This is a genomic window from Dyella acidiphila, from assembly GCF_014863405.1.
Classification (GTDB): domain Bacteria; phylum Pseudomonadota; class Gammaproteobacteria; order Xanthomonadales; family Rhodanobacteraceae; genus Dyella_B; species Dyella_B acidiphila.
The window spans coordinates 232,479-256,071 of sequence record NZ_JACZZA010000012.1 but is presented as its reverse complement, the minus strand read 5'-3'; the positions used below and the strand labels follow the sequence as shown (position 1 = coordinate 256,071).

Annotated in this window: 19 protein-coding genes; 11 read left to right on the top strand and 8 right to left on the bottom strand. The window is 62.4% G+C overall.

All coding sequences use genetic code 11. The features are described from left to right. The 4 genes from IGX34_RS17980 to glmS all read right to left on the bottom strand — a co-directional run bounded on the left by IGX34_RS17980 (position 1) and on the right by glmS (position 6,174). The gene (locus IGX34_RS17980; RefSeq protein ID WP_192557112.1) at positions 1 to 957 is read right to left on the bottom strand and encodes a Gfo/Idh/MocA family protein; all 957 of its coding nucleotides are present in this window, start codon (positions 955 to 957) and stop codon (positions 1 to 3) included. 222 nt (positions 958 to 1,179) lie between these two features. Then, a complete protein-coding gene (locus tag IGX34_RS17975; protein ID WP_192557111.1) occupies positions 1,180 to 3,378 on the bottom strand; it encodes a polysaccharide biosynthesis tyrosine autokinase in 2,199 nt (732 codons plus the stop codon). 37 nt (positions 3,379 to 3,415) lie between these two features. Beyond that, the gene (locus tag IGX34_RS17970) at positions 3,416 to 3,850 is read right to left on the bottom strand and encodes an arsenate reductase/protein-tyrosine-phosphatase family protein (RefSeq protein ID WP_192557110.1); all 435 of its coding nucleotides are present in this window, start codon (positions 3,848 to 3,850) and stop codon (positions 3,416 to 3,418) included. 494 nt (positions 3,851 to 4,344) lie between these two features. Then, the gene (gene glmS, locus IGX34_RS17965) at positions 4,345 to 6,174 is read right to left on the bottom strand and encodes a glutamine--fructose-6-phosphate transaminase (isomerizing) (RefSeq protein ID WP_192557109.1); all 1,830 of its coding nucleotides are present in this window, start codon (positions 6,172 to 6,174) and stop codon (positions 4,345 to 4,347) included. A 351-nt stretch (positions 6,175 to 6,525) separates the two neighbouring features. On the opposite strand from glmS, the gene IGX34_RS17960 reads away from it, so the two are divergent. Both IGX34_RS17960 and IGX34_RS17955 read left to right on the top strand, forming a co-directional pair. Then, the gene (locus IGX34_RS17960) at positions 6,526 to 7,578 is read left to right on the top strand and encodes a helix-turn-helix domain-containing protein (protein WP_338015502.1); all 1,053 of its coding nucleotides are present in this window, start codon (positions 6,526 to 6,528) and stop codon (positions 7,576 to 7,578) included. A 295-nt stretch (positions 7,579 to 7,873) separates the two neighbouring features. Next, positions 7,874 to 10,177 (top strand): S53 family peptidase, encoded by a 2,304-nt coding sequence (locus IGX34_RS17955; RefSeq protein ID WP_192557107.1) that lies wholly within the window; start codon positions 7,874 to 7,876, stop codon positions 10,175 to 10,177. A 104-nt stretch (positions 10,178 to 10,281) separates the two neighbouring features. Here IGX34_RS17955 and IGX34_RS17950 read toward each other — a convergent pair whose 3' ends face one another. Both IGX34_RS17950 and IGX34_RS17945 read right to left on the bottom strand, forming a co-directional pair. Next, entirely contained in the window at positions 10,282 to 11,187 is a 906-nt protein-coding gene (locus tag IGX34_RS17950; RefSeq protein WP_192557106.1) for a LysR family transcriptional regulator, read from the bottom strand. Between the two features lie 35 nt (positions 11,188 to 11,222). After that, the gene (locus IGX34_RS17945) at positions 11,223 to 11,384 is read right to left on the bottom strand and encodes a hypothetical protein (protein ID WP_192557105.1); all 162 of its coding nucleotides are present in this window, start codon (positions 11,382 to 11,384) and stop codon (positions 11,223 to 11,225) included. 72 nt (positions 11,385 to 11,456) lie between these two features. On the opposite strand from IGX34_RS17945, the gene IGX34_RS17940 reads away from it, so the two are divergent. The 6 genes from IGX34_RS17940 to IGX34_RS17915 all read left to right on the top strand — a co-directional run bounded on the left by IGX34_RS17940 (position 11,457) and on the right by IGX34_RS17915 (position 18,201). Continuing rightward, positions 11,457 to 13,499 (top strand): FUSC family protein, encoded by a 2,043-nt coding sequence (locus IGX34_RS17940; RefSeq protein WP_225737571.1) that lies wholly within the window; start codon positions 11,457 to 11,459, stop codon positions 13,497 to 13,499. Further along, a complete protein-coding gene (locus IGX34_RS17935; protein ID WP_192557103.1) occupies positions 13,492 to 13,707 on the top strand; it encodes a DUF1656 domain-containing protein in 216 nt (71 codons plus the stop codon). Before IGX34_RS17940 ends, IGX34_RS17935 begins: the two co-directional genes overlap by 8 nt. Before the next feature lie 4 nt (positions 13,708 to 13,711). Then, complete coding sequence (locus IGX34_RS17930; protein ID WP_225737570.1) at positions 13,712 to 14,605, top strand: efflux RND transporter periplasmic adaptor subunit; 894 nt, start codon at positions 13,712 to 13,714, stop codon at positions 14,603 to 14,605. Continuing rightward, positions 14,599 to 16,008, top strand: a complete 1,410-nt coding sequence (locus IGX34_RS17925; protein WP_192557101.1) for an efflux transporter outer membrane subunit — start codon at positions 14,599 to 14,601, stop codon at positions 16,006 to 16,008. Before IGX34_RS17930 ends, IGX34_RS17925 begins: the two co-directional genes overlap by 7 nt. Before the next feature lie 131 nt (positions 16,009 to 16,139). Further along, positions 16,140 to 17,192: an alpha/beta fold hydrolase gene (locus IGX34_RS17920; RefSeq protein ID WP_192557100.1), complete on the top strand. Its 1,053-nt coding sequence runs from the start codon at positions 16,140 to 16,142 to the stop codon at positions 17,190 to 17,192. Between the two features lie 211 nt (positions 17,193 to 17,403). Further along, the gene (locus tag IGX34_RS17915) at positions 17,404 to 18,201 is read left to right on the top strand and encodes an AIM24 family protein (protein WP_192557099.1); all 798 of its coding nucleotides are present in this window, start codon (positions 17,404 to 17,406) and stop codon (positions 18,199 to 18,201) included. A gap of 50 nt (positions 18,202 to 18,251) precedes the next feature. Here IGX34_RS17915 and IGX34_RS17910 read toward each other — a convergent pair whose 3' ends face one another. Continuing rightward, complete coding sequence (locus tag IGX34_RS17910) at positions 18,252 to 19,400, bottom strand: GGDEF domain-containing protein (protein WP_192557098.1); 1,149 nt, start codon at positions 19,398 to 19,400, stop codon at positions 18,252 to 18,254. Between the two features lie 352 nt (positions 19,401 to 19,752). Between IGX34_RS17910 and IGX34_RS17905 the strand changes: the two genes are divergently transcribed. From IGX34_RS17905 to IGX34_RS17895, 3 genes are all read left to right on the top strand, one after another. Further along, positions 19,753 to 20,316, top strand: a complete 564-nt coding sequence (locus IGX34_RS17905) for a carboxymuconolactone decarboxylase family protein (protein ID WP_192557097.1) — start codon at positions 19,753 to 19,755, stop codon at positions 20,314 to 20,316. 33 nt (positions 20,317 to 20,349) lie between these two features. Then, positions 20,350 to 21,165, top strand: a complete 816-nt coding sequence (locus IGX34_RS17900) for a helix-turn-helix domain-containing protein (RefSeq protein ID WP_192557096.1) — start codon at positions 20,350 to 20,352, stop codon at positions 21,163 to 21,165. A 279-nt stretch (positions 21,166 to 21,444) separates the two neighbouring features. After that, complete coding sequence (locus IGX34_RS17895; RefSeq protein ID WP_225737569.1) at positions 21,445 to 22,359, top strand: helix-turn-helix domain-containing protein; 915 nt, start codon at positions 21,445 to 21,447, stop codon at positions 22,357 to 22,359. Between the two features lie 89 nt (positions 22,360 to 22,448). On the opposite strand, the gene IGX34_RS17890 is transcribed toward IGX34_RS17895, so the two are convergent. Then, a complete protein-coding gene (locus tag IGX34_RS17890) occupies positions 22,449 to 23,555 on the bottom strand; it encodes an FG-GAP repeat domain-containing protein (protein WP_192557094.1) in 1,107 nt (368 codons plus the stop codon). Between the last annotated feature and the right edge of the window lie 38 nt (positions 23,556 to 23,593).

Genomic DNA, 23,593 nt, shown 5'->3' with positions numbered 1-23,593 from the left:
TCATTTCTTCCTCAAGAACGGATGACCATTGTCCGTCGGGGCAACCACCTTGCTGCCGCGGATTGCCGCCACGGTCTCGATCGCAGTGCGGTTCTCCTCCAGGCTGAAGCCGCGGCCGGCGAGGATCTCCTCGTAGCTGCGGTTGTGCAGTTCAGTGAAGCCGCCGGAAAACTCGATCTCTTCGCCATCGACCGTGATCGAGCGGAACGTGCGCTGGCCGCTTTCGCGCTGCGCATCCGGCACGTCTTCGAGGTCCACCGATAGAAACCAGCGTACGCGGGCGTTCTGGTATTCCAGATAGCCGGCAGCCTTGGTGTCGTCGTACCGATGCACCACGTTGTCCTGCAAGTCACCGAAGATGTAGTGCAGCATGTCGAAAAAATGCACGCCGATATTGGTGGCGATGCCGCCGGACTTCTTCGCATCGCCCTTCCAGCTCTGCAGATACCAGTGGCCACGCGAGGTGATGTAGGCGAGGTTCACTTCATGCTTGCGCGCACCCGGCGCGCTGCGGACCTTGTCGCGCAGCGCGATGATCGACGGATGCAGGCGCAGTTGCAGAATGGAACTCACCTGCTTGCCGGTCTCGCGCTCAAGCTCCTGCAGGCCGTCGATATTCCAGGGGTTGAGCACCAGCGGCTTTTCGCAGATGGCATGGGCGCCGGAACGCAGGGCAAAGCGTACGTGCGAGTCGTGCAGATAGTTGGGCGAGCAGATCGAGACGTAATCGATCCTGCCGCCGTTTTTCGCGCGCCGGCGCATGTCCACATGCCGGTCGAAGCGCTCGAACTCGGTAAAGAAGTCGGCATCCGGAAAATGACTGTCGATGATGCCCACGGAATCGTTCGGATCCAGCGCGGCCACCAACCGGTTGCCGGTGGCCTTGATGGCCTGCATATGGCGTGGCGCGATGTAGCCGCCCACCCCGATAAGCGCAAAGTTCTTGACCTCAGACATTCAAACCGCTCCCGATCTCGCCTAATCCCGGACACCGCTGGAGATGCGCACGCGCTTGCTGCGCAATCAGCCTCATGTATTGCTTCGTCGGTTTGTGGCCCGTTTCTGTGCAAAACGGCAAACCGGAGAATCCAGCCTGCTTCAGAGTGACGACGATCGGCCCATGCTTGAGGCCGATCGTCAGGTTCTGCTCTCGTATGTGCTCTGAGCTGTGCGTCGTCCTCATGTAGTCGCCGGGTCGACAGCGTAGTAGGCATACGAGTAGTAACCCGTACTGCGCTTCTCCACGGCATTGAAGATGGCGCCCTTGATGGCGACGCCGTTCTGTTCGAAACGTTGCTTGGCCAGACTGAGTTCGCGCGGCTGGTTGACGCCGAAGCGGGCCACCATCAGGCCGGTGCCGGCGTGATTGCCGATGATCGCCGCATCGGTCACCGCCAGGATCGGCGGCGTATCGATGATGATCAGGTCGTACATCGGCTTGAGGCGATCGAGCAGCATCGAGAAGCGCGCATTCATCAGCAACTCGGAGGGATTCGGCGGCACTCGGCCGCGGCTGATGAAGTACAAGTTGTTCAGCGGCGCAACCGGCCGCATCACTTCCATCAGCTCGGCCTGTCCGGAAATCAGTTCCGACAGGCCGACATCGGCGCGACCGCCCACCACCGAGTGCAGCGTGCCCATGCGCAGGTCGCCGTCGATCAGCAGAACCTTCTGGCCGCTCTGCGCGACCACCGCAGCAAGATTGGCGGAGACGAAGGTCTTGCCGGTATCCGGGCTGGCGCCGGAGATCATCAGCACATTGTTTTTGGCTTCCAGGCGCGCGAAGTGCAAGCTGGTGCGCAGGCTTCGCAGCGCTTCGGCGGCCAGGTCGGCGGGGGCGTCGGTCACCAGCAGATGCTGCCTGGAGCCGCCGTGGCTGCGCTTGCTCTCCAGCGCCAGTTCCCGCGTGCTGACCGGGATGGTGGCGTACACCGGCAGGCCCAGGTTTTCGATGATGGCCGGATCTTCGATGCCGCGGTTGAGCACCTGGCGGATGAAGACGTACATCAGTGCGATCACGAAGCCGAGGATCGCGCCGCCCAGCACCACGATGATCTTCTTCGGCCACGCCGGGTTGGAAATATCCACCGCCGCATTGTCGACAATGCGCACATTGCCCACGGTGCCGGCGCGCGCGATGTCCAGCTGCTGCGCCTGGTTCAGCAGGCTGCTGTAGGTCTGGTTGGTGACCTGCACGTCGCTGTTGAGCTTCAGCAAGGTCTTCTGCGCATCCGGCAGGCTGTTGATCTGCTTGTCGATCTGCGCTTTCTTGCCTTCCATTTCGCCGATCTGCTGCGCCAGCGCCTTGTACTGCGGATGCTCAGGCGTGAATTGGCGTTGGATGTCGGCCTGTTGCAGACGCAGCTGCTCGATGCTGGCCTGGATGGAAACATTCTGGTTCAACAGCGCCTGGGTCTGCATGTTGATGTCGACCGAATGCATCTGGTTCTGGAAGGCATTCAGCGCGGTGGTGGCCTTCTCCAGCTCCATCCGCACGCCAGGCAGCTGCTCCTTCACGAACTTCAGGCTGTTGGTGGCTTGCGCGGAATTGCGGTCGACGTCCTGGCGTACGTACAGCTGGCCGACCTGTTCAAGCACATCGGTGGCCAGCTTGGGATCGGGATTGCTATAGGTCATGCGCAGGATGCCGGAATCCTTGCCGTCTTCCTTCACATCGATTTTCTTCTGCAGATCGCCGATCACCGTCAGGTCGCGATGGCGCAGAACACGGAAACGCATGCCCGGATTGGCAGCCAGCGTCTGCACTTCGATGGTCACGCCGTGGCCGCGTGAAGGTTGGCCCACCCGGCCGATCACCAGCACGTTGTGGTCGTCATCCTGCAGCACGTAGATGCCGCCTTCGCCAGCAGTCAGTTCCAGCGGCTTGTCCAGCAGGTCATCCGGAACATCGAGCTGAAAGATCTCCAGCTTGGAGCCGCCCCAGTCGTAGCCGGACAATCCCCACGGTGCGGGGGCGACCTTGCCGGGATTGTTTTTGGCGTAGCGGCGCGCGAAGTAATTGCCGAACAGCGGAAAGCGCCGCGGATTGCTGTCGATGGCCAGCTTGAGTTTTTCCACCGCCGCACCGACCACCATGCGCGAAGTGATCAGATCCGACTCGGTCGTTGCCACCGGATTTTCCGCGCCCAGCATCTGGGTCAGCGCACTGAGCCCGGGCAGGTCCGGCACCTTCTGCTCGACCTGCACCATGGCAGTCGCCTGATAGATCGGCGTGGCCACCAGGGCGTACACGATGCTGAGGCCGATGAATACGGCCGTGATGATGGCGATGCGCCAACGGTTGTCCTTGAGCGTACCGAGCACTTCGCCCAGTCCGATCTCACCGTCACGCTCCAAAGGGATTTGAGTATTGAACATGCGAGCGATCAATCCATCACGTGAAGGAAAAGGGGAATCACAAATAGGCCGCCCAACTATCCACGCCGCCGCTGATCATTTCGTAAACGCGCTCGAAGATGGAGCGGGAGTGGCCGTAGGGATCGGGAACGTCGCGTCCACCCAGCCACTTGTCGAGCAGGTAGACCTTGCCGCGCGCTTCGGGCGCAAGTTTGACGATCGCATCGACATGCTTCTGCTCCATGCCGAGCACAAGATCGGCCTGAAGCAGCATCGAAGGCGTCAGTTGATGAGCGCGGTGCGGCGTGCCGTCGACGCCGCTTTCACGCAGAAGTTGCAGTACGGTCTTGTCCATGGGATCGCCGACCATCGCCACGATCCCTGCACTGCAGAGCTCGATGCCGCGTTCGCCCATGCGCTCGCGGAAGAGGTACTCCGCCGCGGGACTGCGACAGATGTTCCCCATGCAAACGATCAATATCCGCTTGAACACGATGCTGGCACACTCCCGGACTTAGGCCGATCGGCGCCATGACGACGCCAACGATTGAAGCCCCCTGTCCGATCTGGAATCCGCGTGCTTGGATGGATTCCGGAATCGCGCTAGCTACTGCAAAGAACATGTGCATCGACCTTGAAGCGGCTTGCGTCCTGGCACTCGCGGAACAGATGTGATGCACGCCATCCGTTACAGGAGCCATTGCCAGAACAACGCATCAGGGACTTTTGAATCATTGCATGATCGAACAGCTTCACAGTGAACAGCGCCGAAACGTTCACCTGCTGACACCACGCAGAAACATCATTCAGGTCAGCATGACATTGGCAAGACATCGGCCACGCGATGCGTGCAATGTGCGCGAGTTCACATCGCGCAATTGTCGCGCCAGCTTTCGACAGAATGGCGTCAGACAACGGCAAGCAATTACGATTAACAGCCGATTTATGTTCATCAAATTCACATACACAAACAGCGCCGTACATCGACTACTCGACAGTTACGGACTTGGCCAGATTTCGCGGCTGATCCACATCGGTGCCACGCAAAACCGCAACGTGGTACGCGAGTAGTTGTAGTGGCACGGTGAAGACAGCCGGTGCGATGAAGTCGCCGCCTGCGTCGATGCGCAGGATGCTGCCGCCCGCGGTCGCGCCATCAATATGCGCCGCCTTGTCGGCGAACACGATCAGCTCGCCGCCACGTGCACGTACCTCCTGCAGATTGGATTTGAGCTTGTCGAGCAGCGGGCCATTCGGCGCCACTGCAATCACCGGCATGTCCTCATCGACCAGCGCCAGCGGCCCATGCTTGAGTTCCCCCGCCGGATAGGCTTCGGCGTGGATGTAGGAAATTTCCTTCAGCTTGAGCGAGCCTTCCAGCGCTACCGGATGATGCATGCCACGGCCGAGGAACAGGGCGTGGCGGCGATGGACGAATCGCTCGGCCAGTTGCACGATCTGCGGCTCGATCTGCAAAGCCTCGTCGATCGCCCGCGGCAGACGTTGCAGCTGTTCGCATAGTTCGCTGTAGCGCGCAGCATCCATACCTTGCTCGTTGGCCAGATGCAGGGTCAGCAAAGCCAGCGCCGCGAGTTGCGTGGTAAACGCCTTGGTGGATGCCACGCCGATTTCCGGGCCAGCCCGCGTCATCAGCTTCAGATCCGCTTCGCGCACTACCGAAGATTCGGGCACATTGCAGATGGCCAGCGTGCCCAGGTAACCGCGTCGACGCGACTCGCGCAAGGCGGCCAGTGTGTCGGCGGTCTCGCCGGATTGAGAAATGGCGATCAGCAAGGTGCCTTGCGGCACCACCGCTTCGCGATAGCGGTATTCGCTGGCCACCTCGACACTGACCGGCAGCCGCGCGTAGTCCTCGATCCAGTATTTGGCCACCATGCCGGCGTGGTAGCTGGTACCGCAGGCGATGATGTGCAACCCCTTCACCTTCGCCAGCAGTTTTTCACCATCCACGCCGAAGATATTGGACAGCACGCCGCCGGAGCCGATGCGTGCTTCCAGCGTGTCGGCCACCGCACGCGGCTGCTCGAAGATTTCCTTCTGCATGTAGTGGCGGTATTCACCGCGTTCCACCGCATCGGCCGAAAGCTCGCTCTCGTGCACCGCGCGCTTCACCGGCATGCCGTCGCCGGTATAGATCTGTGCGCTGGCGCGACTGATCTCCACCACATCGCCTTCTTCAAGATAGACGATCTTGCTGGTGACCTGGATCAGTGCCTGCGCATCCGAGCCGAGGAAATGTTCGCCGATGCCCATGCCGACCAGCAGCGGCGCACCGCGACGGGCGCCCACGACGCGCCCTGGCTCGTCGCTGCTGATCACGGCGATGGCGTAGGCGCCTTCCAGTTCCTGCACCGTGGCCAGCACTGCTTCGCGCAGGCACATGCCCTTGGACAGATGCGCATCGATCAGCGCCGCCATCACTTCCGTATCGGTCTCGGAAGTGAATGCATAGCCCTTCGCCTGCAGCCGGGTGCGCAGCGATGCGTGGTTTTCGATGATGCCGTTATGCACCAGCGCCACCCGCCCGATCATATGCGGATGTGCGTTCTCTTCATTGGGCACGCCATGCGTGGCCCAGCGCGTATGGGCAATGCCGGTGCTGCCGGCAAACGGATCGGCGAGATAGAGAGCCTCCATCTCGCGCACCTTGCCCTTGGCTCGTACGCGGCGAAGTTGCTGGTCTTCCTGCACGGCCAGGCCGGCCGAGTCGTAGCCACGGTATTCGAGGGCCTTGAGGCCGGCGATCAACAGCGGTGCCGCATCTCGTTGAGCGGCCGCGGCGATGATTCCACACATGAGCCGTCACTCCTCAGTGCGCGCAATGGACAACGGAAATGTCGATGAACCGGGCAGCCCTGCCGGCTTGCCGCTTCGACAGGCTTGCGCCTCAGCGGTCAACCGCCGCGTTCATCTTGCTGCCGCAACGAAGAAGCGATCGCGTCAATTCTTCAAAGCGGGGCACATATCTACACTTTCCCGGACGCGCCTCGCAAGCCGGGCAAGTGTTCAGCGTCAGGTAGCGTTCTGGCTTGTGAATCGGCGCGACGTTTCGCGACGAAGGCACGCAAGCCGCACCTGAACAAGGTGACCTTATGATGAATTCGCGTATTCTTTGGACGGCTAGCCACAAAAGCATTGGACTCCACCATGAGCAAGCTTGGTCGAATGGCAGCAAAGGGCGCTGACACACAAAGCCAGTCACCCCGCACGGAAACAGAAGCGCTGCGGGCGCTGGACATGACCGCAGACGAACTGAAGGTTTATGAAACCTTGCTTGAACGACCCGGTTCCAGCTCGGCCGATGTAGTCGCCGCCAGCAACTTTTCGGCCGTGCATAGCCGCCAGTTGCTGGGCGAACTGGAGGCCAAGGGCCTGGTCACCCGTTCACCGGAACGTATTGCGCGATACCAGCCGGTTGCACCCGAACTGGCCTTCGGCGCCCTGGTCGCCTTGCGGCAAAGCGGCCTGCAGGCTGCGCTGGGCCTGGCCGAACGACTGGCCAAGATACGGCCGTCCAGTGGCAGCGACAAAGGCGATGAATTGAGTGTCGAGCTGATTACCGGACGCGAGACGCTGATGCGCGTCATCGGTCAGTTCTACGAAAGCGCCAAGCACGAGATCCTGGAATTCGACCGCCCGCCGTATGTGAACCCGTTCGAATCGCACAACGCCATGCATGTCTCCATGCGCGACCGCAACGTGATCTGCCGCACCATCTGCGATACTACCAAGCTGGATTGGCCAGGCGGCCCGCAGCATATTCAGGAATGTCTGGCCGCCGGAGAAGAACAACGTCTCTACGACGGGGTACCGATCAAGGCGGCGATCATCGATCGGCGCATGGGCCTGGTGCCCTTGCATCTGAAGAGCGCCAACGATTCGGGACTGCTGCTTCGCCCATCCCTGCTGCTCGACACGTTGTGCGCGCATTTCGAAATGCTGTGGCAGCTGGCCGCGCCAGTCGGTAGCGACAACTCGCTGGATATTCACGCGCGCAACGCCGAATCGGCGGAACTGGAACAACTCATTGCGCTGTTGGCCAATGGCCTGAAAGATCAAGTGATCGCCAGTCGTCTGAAAATTTCCGAGCGCACGTTCGAACGCCGCATCTCTTTGCTGCAGAAACGGCTCAAGGCGAACACGCGATTCCAGGCCGGGTGGAACGCAGCCATGCGTGCAACGCGCCGATCCGGCAACTGATTCCGCCGCGTACTGACGGAAACCCGACACGGCGCCATCCCGCCAGTAAATGGCGGAAATTTGTCATGGCCAATCCCCGCCAAAAGTTCCTGCTATTTGTTCTCGCGGAGCGATGACTGCCAGGGGTTTCGCTTCGGGGCCATCAATGTCTTACGCCGGCTTATCGCCACCACGTGTGGAGGGGTTTGCGACGGCCTCGCACCAGAGCTTGCCAAATCAGGGGGATCACACCTTTTCTTTCGACCTGAGTGGGGAGATCCAGATGAAGATCCAGCACGCTTTGAGCGGAGTGGCGATGACGGCAGCCCTTGCGGCCTTGCCTTCGCTCACCCTGGCAGCCACCGTCAATGCCGCACTCGCCGGCATCAATACGGCGGAAATGCCGCGCGTAAACCAGGCGGTCAACAACAATCTCGTCAGCACGCTGAGCCATACGCATGTGGCTTCGCTGGCGCAGATGAAGCTCGCGGGTGCCGCCGACGACACGTTGCAGATGCCGCATATGCAGCTGATATTGAAGCCCAGCGCCAACCGCGCATCGGCGCTGAAGGCACTGATCGCCGCGCAGCACAATCCTTCCTCGTCCAAGTTTCACCAGTGGATTACCCCTGCCGAATTCGGCAGCAATTTCGGTATTACCGATGCCGACGTCAATGCGGTGAGTGCATGGCTCAGCGCACAAGGCTTCACCGTCAATGGCGTGTATCCGAACAAGATGCAGATCGATTTCAGCGGCACCGCCGGCCAGGTGCGCCGTGCCTTCCATACGCAGATCAATCATTACGTGGCGCGCGGCCAGGATCCCGCCACCAGCGAAAACCATATCGCCAATGACAGCGACATCAGCGTGCCCAGCGCGCTGGCGCCGGTGATCACCGGCGTGGCCGGCCTGACCGACTTCCATCCGACCCACATGGGTCATTCGGCCACCGCGCAATACGATCGCAGCTCGCATCAGTTCAAGCTCAGCAATGCGTACCTGAGCAGCGCGAAGGCACAGGCGGATGCGGCCATTCGCGAAGCCATCACCGGCAGCAACAACGTGCGCGGCCTGGTGCCGTTCGACATGCAGACCATCTACAACACCAGCCCGCTGTATGCCTCCGGCATCACCGGCAGCGGCATCACCATTGCAGTGGTGGAAGACCAGGGCATGCTGCCGTCGGATTGGACCAACTTCGTCAGCCAGTTCTCGCTGGGAGGCTACGGCGGCACCTACCAGCAGTTCGAACCGCAGCCCACCTCGCTGCCGACCAACTGCACCGATCCGGGCGGTGAATCGGCCAGCGGCGAGAGCATCGAGACCGTGCTCGATTCGGAATACGCCACGGCCATGGCGCCCGGCGCGAACATCTGGGTTGCCATCTGCTCGGACAGTGCCACCAAGAACTTCTTCGGCGGTGTTTACCTGGCGGCAGATAATCTGATCAACAATCCGGATCCGAGCGGACGTCCAAACGTGATCAGCGCCAGCTATGGCTATGGCGAGTTGAAAGTCGATGCGGCGAGCAAAGCTGCGATCGACACCATGTGGGCGCAAGCCGATGCGGAAGGTATCTCGGTATTCGTCTCCAGTGGCGATTCCGGCTCCAACCCGAGCTTCAATGGCTCGCCCATCACCGACATGATCGCGGTGGATGCCAATGCCTTTGCCACGTCGCCGAACGATACCGGCGTCGGCGGCACGGATACGGCAGACGTGCTGGACGGCACCAGCAGCCAGTACTTCAACACCACGCCGAATGCGGTCTACGGTACGGCCAAGTCGTATGTGCCGGAGCTCACCTGGAACGAGTCCTGCGGCAACACGCTGGCGGCCAAGAAGGTGTTCAACCAAAGCGTGCTGCAGGTGTGCAAGAACATCCTGCTGTTTGGCGCGGCACCGACATCCGAAGGCGGTAGCGGCGGCCCCTCGTCAATCGACGCCAAGCCTTCGTGGCAGCGCATCGTCCACGGCGCAGCCAAGGATCAATCGCGCGATCTGCCGGATGTATCGCTGTTCGCCGGCTCGTTCGGTGGCTACACCTGGGCCGTGCTGTGTACGGGTGCCGCACCCTGTGCGCCCGGCTTCCCCACCGCGGTGACGCTGGAAGGGGGCACTTCGCTGTCCGCGCCGATGTTCGCCGGCATCCAGGCCTTGATGGACCAGGCCTTGCTGCAGGCCGGAGCGTTCTCCGCCAATCAGGGCAATGTCGCCCCGACGCTGTATCAGCTGGCCGCGACCGAATATGGCGGCCCGACCGGCAGCGCACCGGCCACGCTCAGCCGCTGCAATGCCAGCAATGGCTCGAAGAACACCGGCAGCTGCGTGTTCTACAACATCACAGACGGCGGCAATTCGTCCAACTGCATGCAGCTGACCTCGGTGCTGGGCATTGCCATTCCCAATCCGCCTGCCGTGCCGGACTGCTACATGTACGGCAGCGCATCGGTGTTGTTCGGGCTGGCTACGGGCAATGTCGGTATCACCTCGCTGAGCAGCACCTCGTATGTGCCGGCTTATCCGGCGCAGGCCGGCTGGAGCTTTGCCAACGGCCTCGGTTCGGTCAACGCGGCCAATCTGCTGGGCGCATGGAAGAAGTTCGACGCCCTGCACTGACTCCCCAGGAAGCTGCATGGTCATGGCATGACCGCGATGAGTTGAAAGCGTGGTTCCCCCTGGTCTGATGGCCAGGGGGAACCCACGCCAGATGGCACGGAGAGTTATCGCGAGCGCTTGCGGCGTTTGGGAGATTTTTTGGCGGCCTGCGTATCCGACGCGATTCGTGCAGCCACTTCGCGCAGGCCCAGGCGGATGCGCTCCATCACGCCCTGATCGGCCTTGGCCGAATGCACGGCATACGCCGAATAGGAAAATTCAGGACTGCCGGGCACCAGCGCGAGTTGCCCGTCTTGCAGATACCGGCGCACAAAACCCTGGCGAAAATAACCGCTGCCGCCCATGGCCAGTATGTAATCCAGCGCCAGCGGCCCATAGCTGATCGACATCACCGGATTGGGTTGATCCGGAAAGGCTGCCTGGTAGCCGGCCGCAAACGCGTCGCCCCAATCGATGCGCACGTGATCTTCCGCTTGCCGGACATGCTTGCGTCCGGCCGAGGTGGTGCTGACCATCACCAATTTCTCTTCGAACAGCAGCTCGGCAATCACGCCGGGCCGTTGCGGTGCCGCGTAGACAATCGCCACATCCAGCAAACCGGCCTGCACACGGTCCACCAGGCGATCTGCATCATCGATCTGCGCATGCACCGCGAAATCCGGACACGACTTGCGCACCCAGAGCAGCCAATCGCGCAGCAGCGGATCCCACAGACTGAGTTCCGCACCGATGCTTACGACCATCTCGCGGCCTGGCGGCAGCGCCACCGCCTTACGCGCCCGCTCCCACACTTGCACCATGGTGGCAGCGAAGCGCAGAAATTGTTCGCCGGCGCTGGTCAACTTTGCGCCGGCCTTGTTGCGCACGAACAGCGGCTGGTCCAGCTGTTCTTCCAGCACCCGGATGCGGGCGCTGACGGCGGTCTGGGTGAGGTTGAGGCTGCTGGCGGCGCCGACAAAGCTGCCGGTCTTGACGATTTCCAGGAACGTGCGCGCGGCGTTGATATCCATCAAGCAATTTTTTGTTATTGATCGATGGAACAATTCTAATATTTTTCTGGACGCGGCGGCATCCCAACCACCCTCCCGCACACCGCATCGCCATGCTTAAGCGCATTTTTCTTGCTGATATCCAGCAATAATTTGATCTGAGCTTCAGCGGATTTATGCGGCAAAATGCCCGCGCCCGCTCGCATCGCCTGCTTCACGGCAGTTGCGGCAGCTCCCGTCCCCGCCCTTTCGTCCTGTTGCACATGCCTGCTACCGCCCGGACGGCGTCTTTGCCGTGGTCCCTGTTATTGCTGGAACCACAGAAACTGCTGTTCTCGTTGAGCAGTTTTATTGCCGCCGCGATCACTCTCAGCATCGCTTTTGAATTCAGCCTGCCGCGGCCGTGGTGGGCCTTGCTAACCGTGTACGTAACGGCACAGCCGATGGCCGGTGCTTTCCGCCCCAAAGTGCTTTACCGGCTGGGCGGCATCCTCACCGGCGCCACGGTTTCCATTCTGGTGGTACCCAATCTGCAGCATGCGCCCGAACTGCTGGTGCTGTGCATGGCAGCGTGGACCGGCCTGTGTATTTACCTGGCGGTGCTGGATCGCACACCGCGCGCCTTCCTGTTCCAGATGGCGGCCTTGAGTTCGGCGGTGATCAGCTTCCCCTATCTGGACGATCCGGCCGATGTGTTCACCACCACGATATCCCGCGTGGAAGAAATGGCGGTGGCGATCGTCAGCGTCACTGTTGTGCATAGCCTGCTGCAACCCTGGAGCGTGACGCCGGTGATCCAGGACCGCGCGCATGCGTTTCTTGCACATGCCTCGCGCTGGACCCGCGAGGCGCTGGGACAACGCCATACCCGGCTCGAATACGAACATCGCCGCATGCTCGCCGCAGATGTCGCCGAACTGGGCATGATGGCCATCCATTTGCCGAGCAATCCGCGACCTGCCAGCGCAGGCCGGCGCATGGTGTTGGGTGTGCAGAAGCAGCTGGCCACCATTCTTCCGCTGGCCTCGGCGGCGGCCAATCGCCTGGACATGCTCAGCGCGCTCGCTCCGCTCGATCCGGAGTTGGCGCGCCTGGTCGAAGCGACGCGCACATGGCTCAGCCAGCCCGCCAGCGTGCAGTACGCCAGCGGTACCGATCTGGCGCAGCGCTGCCGCCAGCTGGCCGAGCGCCAGGAAACCTCGCCCTCCTGGCGTGATCTGCTGCGTGCCAGCCTGTGCGTGCGCATGGCGGAGTTTGTTGAGGCACAGGTGGAAGCCTGTGGCCTGGTGCAGCAACTTGGCAGCCCCGTGTCGACGTCGGGCGATTGGCCGCAGCGCCAAGGCGAACAAGCGTTTCCGCTGGCGCGCGATCACGGCCTGGCCTTGCTGGCCGGGCTGGCGACGGCCACCGCCATCATGCTGTATTGCGCGGTGTGGATCCTGCTGGCGTGGCCCAGTGGTTCGGCTACCGCGGCGTTTGCCGCGCTGATCACCTGTTCCTTCGCGGCCCAGGACGACCCGGCGCCGGTGCTTAGCCGCTACCTCGGCGCGACCTTGCTGACCTTTCCGCTCGCCGCGCTCTATCTGTTCGCCGTGCTGCCGCGCGTAGACGGTTGCGGCATGCTGATCGTGAGCCTGGCGCCGGCCTTGCTCGGCATCGGTTATGTGCAGGCCATGCCGGCATGGTCGGCGCGCGCGCTGCCGATGTTTTCCTGCTTGATCGTGGCACTGGGTTTTCTCGATCGCTTCATCGCCGACTTCGCCACCTTTATTAATGTCGGCCTCGCGCAAGTCGGCGGCATCATCGCGACGATCGCCGTGGCCAAGTTGTTCCGCTCGGTCAATGTGAGCTGGACAGCACGACGGATGATCCGCGGCAACTGGATCGAGATCGGCCAGATGGCCTCGATGGCGCGGCCGTTCCGCCCCGTGCACTGGACCAGCATGGCAGTCGATCGCCTGGGCCAGACTGCCGCGCGCATGGCGATTGCCGAAGGCAGCGATGCGCTGCATGCGGCCGATGGGCTCGCAGATCTGCGCATCGGCCGCAATGTGATTGCGATCCGCCGCAGCTTGCCGGCGTTGCCGGCTCCGGTCCAGGCGGCTTTGCGCGACGTGCTCGAAGGTATCGCGCAGCTCTTCCAGACACGCGGACGCGCAGGTGAATGGCTGCCGCCGCCAGCATCGCTGCTCGCCAACATCGATGTCGCCATGGCCAGCATGAGCGCCGCAGCGCATGCCGAGCCAGCGCATCCCGCCTTGCTCGCGCTGGTCGGCATGCGCTGCAACCTGTTTCCCTTTGCAGCGGTGCCGAGGATGGCTGGCGATGCTTGAAGAACTGCATGTGTTCGGGGTGTATCTGCCCGCCGCCTTGGTCTGGGCGGTACTGGCCGGTGTGCTGGCGCATTTGCTGCGCAGGTTATGGCAACGCCTGCCCTGGTCCTCCGCGCTCGGGCATGCGGGCATCTGGGAGCTGGCCTGGTTCGTGCTCCTGTGGTGGGGCTTGACCGCCGCTGCCGACAGTTTTTTCCATTATGGATAAGGCCTTGAAATCCTGGATCATGAAAATCGTGCGCTTGTTGTGCACGCTGCTGGCCATCGCACTGCTGTTGTTCGCCGTGCGTGCCTTGTGGATTCGCTATCAGGTCGAGCCGGTCACGCGCGACGGCAAGGTGCTTGCCGATATCGTACCGATCGCTCCCGACGTGGCCGGACTGGTTACCGAGGTGCACGTGCACGACAACCAGACGGTGCGGCAGGGCCAGGTGTTGCTGGTGATCGACCCGTCGCGCTACACGCTGGCGTTGCAGCAGGCGCAGGCAACGCTGGGCAGCGAGCGTGCCGCGCTGGCCGAAGCCATACGCGAAGATCAGCGCAATCGCATGATGTCCAACGTGGTGGCCAGCGAAGTGATCGAGCAGGGCCAGACCAAGGTCGCGCAGCTGCGCATGGCCGTGCAGCAGGCCACAGCGGCACGCGATCTGGCCCAGCTCAATCTGGATCGCACGCAAGTGCGCGCGCCGGTAAGCGGCGAGGTGGCCAATGTAACCCTGCAGCCCGGTACCTATCTCACGGTCGGCAAACCGGCGCTGGCGCTGGTGGACATGCCGTCCCTGCGTGTTGAAGGGTATTTCGAAGAAACCAAGCTACAGCGCATCCATCCCGGCGACCGGGCCAGTGTGCATTTGATGGGCGTGCCAGGCGATATTCGCGGACATGTGGAAAGCATTGCCTCGGCGATCGAAGATCGCGAGCGCAGTGGCGACGCTTCCAAGCCGGCCGACGTCAATCCAGCCTTCACCTGGGTACGGCTGGCGCAACGCATTCCGGTGCGCATCGCCATCGACGATGTACCCAAGGGCATTCGCCTGGTGCCGGGCCAGACTGCGACGGTGGTGGTTCATTCGCCCGGTCAGCCGCGAGGTCTGCTGCCATGGTGAAGCTGCACGTGGTAGCCACTGCATGGATCTGCGTTGCCCTGGCGTGCTGCGCCGAAGTGGGGCCGGACTATCACTTGCCATCGCAAGCGGCGATCAATGCACCGGCGGCGCAGGGCCATTTTGTTTCCAGCTCCGCCGCCACCAGCGCGGCCCCGTTGCCGGATCGCTGGTGGCAACTCTATGACGATCCGGTGCTGAATCGCCTGATCGCGCAAACCCTCGCCGCGAACACGCAATTGCGCTTTGCCCAGGCCAATCTCGAACACAGCGATGCCTTGTTGGAGGAAGCCGGTTCACAACAATTTGCCGCCAGCGTGGATGCAGCTACCGCCTGGAATCATCCCTCCGAAGAAGCGGTATTGAAGCGTGTCGGTGTGACGCCTTATGAGAATTACAACGGCGGCGTATCGGTCAGCTACGACCTCGATCTGTTCGGTGCCATTCGCCGCGGCGTGGAAGCCGCGCGCGCGGACGATGAAGCGGCTGCGGCAGCGCGCGATCTGGTGCGTGTCAACGTGGTCGCGCAAACCGCGCTTGCCTATGCCGATGCCTGCAATGCGGGATACCAGATCGAGCTGGCGCAACAGCGCATCGGCATCGAACAGGACAGCATGCACATGACGGCGCTGCTGGTATCGCATGGACGCGCTTCGCCGCTGGACGGTACGCGACAGCAGGAAACACTGGCCACGCTGCAAGCACAATTGCCGCCGTTGCAGGCGGCTCAGCGCAATGCCTTGTTTCGTCTCGCCACCCTGGCCGGACAAGCGCCGGCGCAGTTTGACCGCACGCTGCTCGCCTGCCGCGCACCGCTACGGCTGGATCGGGCGTTGCCGGTCGGCAATGGCCAGGAACTACTCAAGCGCCGCCCCGATGTACGGGCGGCGGAACGGCACGTGGCCGCCGCTACCGCCCGTATCGGCGTGGCCACGGCTGCGCTGTATCCCGATATCCGGTTCGGCGTTTCGGTGGGATCGACCGGCAAGGCGATCGATGCGCTGAGCGGATACACCAACCGTTTCGCGGTCGGGCCGCTGGTAAGCTGGAACCTGAATAGAAATGCGGTGCGTGCGCGCATGCAACAAGCCGACGCGCAAAGCCATGCCAGCGTGGCCGCATTCGACGGTACGGTCCTGAACGCGCTGCGTGAAGTCGAAACGGCGTTGGACACATACGCGGCGGATCTCGACCGGCAACAGCAATGGCAAGCCGCCCGCGATCAAGCCGCGCAGCACGCGGCGCAGGCCGAAGAACTGCAGCAAGGAGGCCGCATCGACCGTATCTCACTGCTGGCCGCACAACGGGAGCGCTGGGCGGCCGAACAGGTACTTGCCACCGGCACGGCAACGCTCAACCGCGACCAGATCGAGGTGTTCCTGGCCCTGGGCGGCGGCTGGCACTAGGGCGGTTTTGTATCCGAATGTATCCGGCCGGCGCTCTGTTACACGGCCTTGCAATTCCGGCGTCTGCGCACACGCAGGCGATACACGGGCGTGGTCTTCTATGTCCACGCCAACCAGCCGGGAATATCGCCATGTCCGACCAGATCGATCAGAAACGCAGAAGCTTCCTCGGTGCCTCGGCGCTGGGCCTTGCACTCGCCCCCTTCGGCATCCGCTCCCTCGCCCATGCCGAGACCCCGCCGGCAGCAGCGCCCGGCGGCAAGCATGTCACCAGCGGCGGGCATACCTCGTTCAAGTCGATCAAACATGTAAAGGCCGGCGTGCTCGACGTGGCCTATGCCGAAGACGGTCCGGCCGACGGCAAGCCGGTGCTGTTGCTGCATGGCTGGCCGTATGACATCTACAGCTTTGTGGATGTGGCGCCGATCCTGGCCGCTGCCGGCTACCGCGTGATCATTCCCTACCTGCGCGGCTACGGCGATACCCGTTTTCTGTCTGCCGAGACCAAGCGCAACGGCCAGCAGGCGGCGCTTGCGGTGGATGCCATCGCCTTGCTGGATGCGCTGAAGATCGAGCGCGCCGTCGTCGCCGGCTTCGACTGGGGCGCACGCACCGCCGATATCCTGGCTGCGCTATGGCCGGAACGCTGCAAGGCGCTGGTCTCGGTCAGCGGTTATCTGATCGGCAGCCAGGACGCCAATCGCGCGCCGCTGCCGCCCAAGGCCGAGCTGCAATGGTGGTATCAGTTTTACTTCGCCACCGAGCGCGGCGAAGCGGGCTACGCCAAGTACACCCACGACTTCGCCCGCCTGATCTGGGAACTGGCTTCGCCGCAATGGGGCTTCGACGATGCCACTTTTGCCCGTTCGGCCGCCGCCCTGGACAACCCCGATCAGGTCGCCGTCGCCATCCACAACTACCGCTGGCGCCTGGGCCTGGCCGAAGGCGAAGCGCAGTACGACGCGCTGGAAAAGAAACTCGCCACGCTGCCTGCGATCAACCTCCCCACCATCACCATGGAAGGCGATGCCAACGGCGCTCCGCACCCGACCCCGGCCGCTTACGCCAAGAAATTCACCGGCAAGTACGAACACCGGCTGGTCACCGGCGGCATCGGCCACAACCTGCCGCAGGAAGCGCCGCGCGATTTCGCCCAGGCGGTGATCGACGTCGACCGCTTCTAAGCGCCCCTGACACTTATCACTGGTTGGCCCACCTGCCGGCGGCGCATACTCCGCCGGCACTAGCGCGATGGCCGGCAACACGCCAGGCACGGGGCGCGCGCCATGCAAACGCAACACGCAGGCGCGACGCTATCGATGCATGGGCGGGGGGTTCCATCGCCACGTGACCATCTGGGCGGATACACACATATATATGTCGGGGAGCTAAGCGATGAAGACGCGTACCGTAGGCACCACCTTGCCCGTGCTGGAAGTGGGCCTGGAGCAAGGCGACCGGATCATTTCCGAGCCTGGCCGGTTTTCCTGGATGACCCGCAATATCGTGCTGCAGACCACCGCCCGCACAGCCGGCGCCAGCGGGTTTCTCGGCGTCATCGGGCGCGCGCTGTCGGGCGGCGGCCTGTTCATGAACGAATATGAGAGCTCCGGCTCGCCGGGCATGGTTGCTTTCGCCGCGCACGTACCCGGCTCGATCGTCGAAGTACAGGTGAATGCCGGCCAGACCTATTTCATCCATCGTCACGGTTTTCTGTGCGGTACGCAGGGCGTGGAACTGTCGATCGGCTTCCAGCGCTCGCTGGGCGCCGGCATCTTCGGCGGCGACGGCTTCATCCTGCAGAAGTTGGCCGGCAATGCGCGTGCCTGGGTGGAATTGGGCGGCGAGATCGTCACCTACACGCTCGCACCGGGCGAAACGCTGCAAGTGCATCCCGGCCATGTCGGCATGTTCGAGAGCACCGTCAACTTCGATATCAGCCTGCTTCCCGGCATTAAAAACAAGCTGTTCGGCGGCGACGGCCTGTTTGTCGCCAACCTCACCGGCCCCGGCCAGGTCTGGCTGCAGACGCTGACCATGCCGAACCTGGCGCATGCGCTGGAACCGTACCTGGCGCGCGAGGGCAGTTCGAACACCGTGCTGAGCGGTGATTCGGGTTCGTCGCTCGGCGGTGCGATTGCCGGCGGCGTGATCGGGTCGGTGCTTGGCGGCTTGTTCGGCAAGGACGATTGATCGTCGAACCTGAGTCATCCAGCGCCGCGTTGCTGCGCGGCGCTGGTTTGCTAAGCATCAATGCTTAGCGTGTTACGCCCCGACACTTTGGCCTGATAGAGCGCACGATCGGCACGCACCATAAGCTGATCCAGGCTCTCGCCCGGTAATCTGATCGCCAGACCGCCGCTGAGGGTGTAGGTACAGGTGCCATTCTCGGTAACAACAGCATGGCCCATGGTGGCATGGCGCAGGCGTTCGGCCAGGGATTGTGCGTGGCCGAGCGCGACGCCTGGCATCAGCACCACGAATTCCTCACCGCCGACGCGGCCCAGCGCATCGCCTGCGCGCAAGGTGGCACGCACCAGGCTCACAAACTCGCACAACACCTGATCGCCACCGGTGTGGCCGTAAGTGTCGTTGATGGATTTGAAGTGATCCAGATCGACGATCAGGCAGGCCAGCGGCGAACGGTTGCGATCGGCTTGCGCAAGCATGGTTTGCGCCACGGCAGCAAAGCCTTCGCGCGACAGTGCACCGGTAAGGAAATCGCGATTGACGGCGTCGCGTGCATCGCAAAGCAACGCATCGTGCACCATCATCATGCCGCACATCAGCAGCACGGGCATCATCGCGGCGCCCACGCACAACAGCACCACATTGATAAAGGTGTTGAAGGTCAGCGCATTGGCGACGTGGTTGAGCCCGAGGAAATACAGCCCTCTGGCCGACTGGCACGCCGCAAAGATGATCGCCACCACCATCGTGGTCACATACGGATAGCGCGACCGGCCGGGCTGTCGACCGCGCGCCACCACCACCGCTACCGCCAGGCAGATTGCCGCGGTGAAGGCCATCGCCGTCACCACGCGCATGGGAATGCTATCCACCACGTAGCGCCAGTAGAGAAGGGGCGGCAGCGTGATCGCCACGCAGGCGATCAGCAGCGGCCAGCGCGGCGCTCGCTGCAGGAAACGCGCAAAGCCGGCATACAAGCTGACACCGGCCAGTGACAGCACCAGATTGGCGAAAATAATCGAGACAAGATCGGGAATATGACCGCGCAGCAACAGCAGCGGCATGCTGACGATCAGCGCGACGTCCGCCATCAGCCATTCCCGCACACCCGGCACGCGCGAGCGCAGCAGCGAACCGAGCAGGGGCAACATCAACAGGCCCAGCAGCCAGGTGATGGCGATTGCTACCGATACGGCGGACATCGTGGGTATAGGCGTCAGGATGAACGAAGCGCTGTGCCGCAGCAGCCAACAGCAGCTTTCAGCCAACGCTCGCCATGTGCAGCGGCCGCGCTATGCGGGCCTACGCTGCTCCGTTCCTCCACCTTCCCACCCTCCTGTTGGTTCCGCCGCTGGCCGATCGTGCACCAGGAACCGGGCAATGGCCGCAAGGTTAGCCGCAATGGCAAGGGTGCACCAGCAAGCGCCGCGCGACGAAACGTCACGAATAGGTGAATAAGCATTACCTCTCAGGTAATTGGCGGGCTGCAGCGATCTGCCTAAGGTGTCCTCACCAGGATCGATACCGGTCCGCTTATTCCAAGAGGACAAAATCATGACGACGTTTCCCATGCATACGATGCAATCCGCTCCGGCCCAATCCAAGCCCGCGCTGGAGTCCCTGCACAGCGCCTTTGGCGTCATTCCCAACATCGCCGGCGCCATGGCCACGTCGCCGGTGCTGATCGGCAGTCTGGTCGGGCTGTTCGGCAAGGTACACGGCGGCAGCTTTTCCGAAGCCGAAGTACAAGTGGTGCTGCTCACCAATGCGGTGACCAACGCCAGCTCGTGGGCGATGGCTTTCCACTCCTGCCTGGCCGAAAAAGAAGGCCTCGATACAGCCGATGTGGAAGCGATCCGCGCACGCCAGATGCCCCGCCACGTGAAGCATGCTGCGCTGTCCACGCTGGCGCGCACCCTGATCGAGAAGCGCGGGCATCTGGACGACGCGGATATGTCTGCGTTCCTCGCCGCGGGCTTTGGCCAGGATCATCTGCTGGAAGTGATTGGAATCGTGGCTGCCTCGACCATTACCAATTACACCGGCAGCGTTACCCAGCCACCGCTGGAAGAGGCGTTCCAGTCCTACCGTTGGCAGGCACCGGGCGAGCATCGCTAATATCGGCGATCGGCTGCACGCGGAGAGAGTCGCATGGGCGCTATGCATTCGGAAGATCTGGGCGGGCTGTTGCGGCATTGGCGCGGCCTGCGCGGCGCCAGCCAATTGGGGCTGGCGCTGGATGCGGGGATTTCGCAGCGGCATCTGAGTTTTATCGAGAGCGGCCGCAGCGTGCCAAGCCGGCAGACCCTGACCAGCCTCGTGCAGTCACTGGAGGTGCCGCTGCGTGAACGCAACGCGGCATTTCTGGCCGCCGGCTATGCACCGGTCTATTCGGAAGCCTCGTGGAACGCGACCGAGCTGCAGGGCATAAACCGCGCGCTGGAACGCATGCTGCGGCAGCACGAGCCGTTTCCCGCACTCGTGATGGATCGCTATTGGAATGTGCTGAGCACCAATGCTTCCGCGCCGCGCTTTTTTGGATCGTTTATCGATATGGCCGCGCGCGAGGGGCCGCGCAACATGTTGCATCTATTGTTCGATCCACGGGGCATGCGGCCGTTTGTAGTTGACTGGGAGGTGGTCGCCAAAAGCCTGATCCAGCGCGCCTATCGCGAGACCATCGGACGCGTGCTGGACGAGCAGACGCGCGGCTTGCTGGATGCATTGCTGGCATATCCCGGGGTGGACCCGGCGTGGCGTCTGCATGGCGCCGCGGGAGCGGCACCGAACTTGCCCATGATTCCGATCGGCTTTCGCAAAGACGGGAAAACCCTGAGCTATTTCTCGATGATAAGCACCGTCGGCACGCCGCAAAGCGTGGCGGCGCAGGAGCTGCGGCTGGAATCGATGTTTCCCGCAGACGAAGAAACCGAACAGCTGCACCTGCAATGGAAGCTAGGCGGCTAGTACGCATTTGCTCGGGGCACGCGGCCTTTACATCGCGAAGACGATTTATTGTCGTCGCCACGACATTCGGCCTCATCGAAGGCCGGCTCCACGCAAAATGCGTACATCGGTTATACCCATCATCCACGTTTGCCTGTCGATACTGCCGGTAAATCAGCGGCAGCTGCACGCCGGCACGCCCGTGCCAACCCTGGCGCGTCAGCAGACGAGGCATCCGTGGAGAGAGCGAGGCAGAGGTTTCCCGACATAGTGTTCGCGACATCCCTGATCGAACCGGGGATGAGGACAGCCACTTACGAGCGCTGGATCCGGCCCATCGCGCAGCTTGAGCCATGCAACGACCAACCCGTGGACGCCTCCATCGTGGCCTATCGGCTGGGCGAGATCATGCTCGCCCAGTCCGCCTCGGGCATGGCGCATTATCTGCGCGACCAGCACACCATCGCCCACAGCCACTTCAACGATTGCCTGTTCATGCGCCTGCTGCTGCAGGGCCGGCTGCGCGGGCGCTTCGGCGACGAGCAAGTGGACATCAAACGCGGCGATATCTATCTCACTGACATGGCTCAGGTCTCGGAGCTGTGGCTGGCGGAGGATTGCAGACATATCAGCGTGATGCTGCCGCGCAGCCGTGTGGACGATATGGCCGTACACGGCAAGTTGCTGCATGGCGAGTGGCTGCCATGCCGCATGCTGCGCGAACATCTGATCGCTTTTGTCGAGGTGCTGCGCGACTGCAGCGACGACACCGTAACGGAAATGATCAAGGCCACCCTGGAACTGCTGCGCTTCTGCCTGCGCACAGGTGAGACCAGCAGCGACAGACAGCCGGCCGAGGATGCCAGGGAACGCATTGTGCGCTACATCGACCAGCACTTGGCCGACGGCAATCTCGGTGCGCTACGCCTGCAGCAAGTATTCGGCATATCGCGCGCCCAGCTCTATCGCCAGTTCGCCGAACTGGGCGGCGTCAAGCACTACATCCTCAACAAACGCCTGCAAGCAGTGCTGCACGACCTCTGCCACGAACCGCACCAGAACATCGTCACCATTATCGGGCGTTACGGCTTTTCCAGCGAACGGCAATTCCAACGTGCCTTTCGTGGACGCTTCGGCATGACCGCCAGCCAGGTGCGGGCTGGTTGGCAGTACAAGGCTGAGGCTGATGATGTCGATGGCGGCAGCGAGGAATAGTGTGGCCGCACCGTGCGGCCTCCTGTGATGTGCCGCGGCGCCGCCCGCCAAATCCGGCCGGGCGGCGCCATGCGCCATGGCGGCTGGCGTCAGTGCGGAACGATGCCGTTGGCGGTTGCACCGATCACTCTCCAGCCCGAAGGAATCGCGAAACTCGGGCAGGTGTTCGGCATCGGCGCCGGTGTGCTTTCATAACCCGCGCCACCCAGCGGAGGACACACTTCGATCTTGGTGGCACCGTGCTGATAGATCATGCCGGTCATATTGCTGCCACGGCCTTCGATCAGGAAGCCAGCCGAACTCCACGGCAGGGTGTAGCTGTCGTCCGCCCACCAGTCCACGGGCTGCCAGCTCGTTTGTTGGCCGCTGCTGTTGAAGTAACGATCCAGTTCGAGGCCGAAGGCTACCGTGCTGGAATTGGTGTAGATCAAGCTGGTCTGCGATCCCTCATAGCCTCCGCCCAATGCAATCAGCGTGCTGCCTGGTCCGAAGGTACCTAGGCTGTAGGGCGTGAACTGATTGCCGGCGCTGTCCCAGATCTGCAGATCCTGCGCAGCGCTGGTCCAGATGATGGAGAGTCGGTTCGAGGGCGTGTAGTAACCAATCGAGATCGGGTAATAACCACAGGTGATGCTGGTAGTCACAGCGTTGACCTTCACCCCGTTCTGGATTGTCCAGTAACTGAATTGACACGTCGTTGGATTCAGCCAGAGCAGATCGTCCTGGCCATCGCCATTTACATCGCCGGCGCCAACCAGGATCCAGCCGCTGTCATACGTACCCAGCGATGAGGTGGTAAAGCCGCCGCTACCGTTATTGGTCCACAGCACGAGATCGCGGTTGCTGCTGGTCAACACCATGTCGGCCAGGCCATCACCGTTGAAGTCGCCGATCGCGCCGACGAAGTAGCCCGGCGTAACACTATAGGTATACGTGTCGAGCTTGGTCACCGCTCCCGTCGCATCGTTCGTGTCCATCAACCAATAGCTCACCTGGCTGCTGGACGTGTTGAACAGAAAGATGTCGGACACCCCATTCCCGTCCGCATCGCCCGGCACGTGCAAGCCGGACGGAACCGGCGTGGTAACCCGCAACGCCGGCAGATTGTTGAAGCTGACCGTCTGCGCCTGCGCCATGGCCGACACAAAACCGGCCATGACAAAACCCGCCACTGCTAACCATCGATAGCTGCGCATGTTTCCCTCCTGGTTGAATGCAAGTTTCCTGATACTTG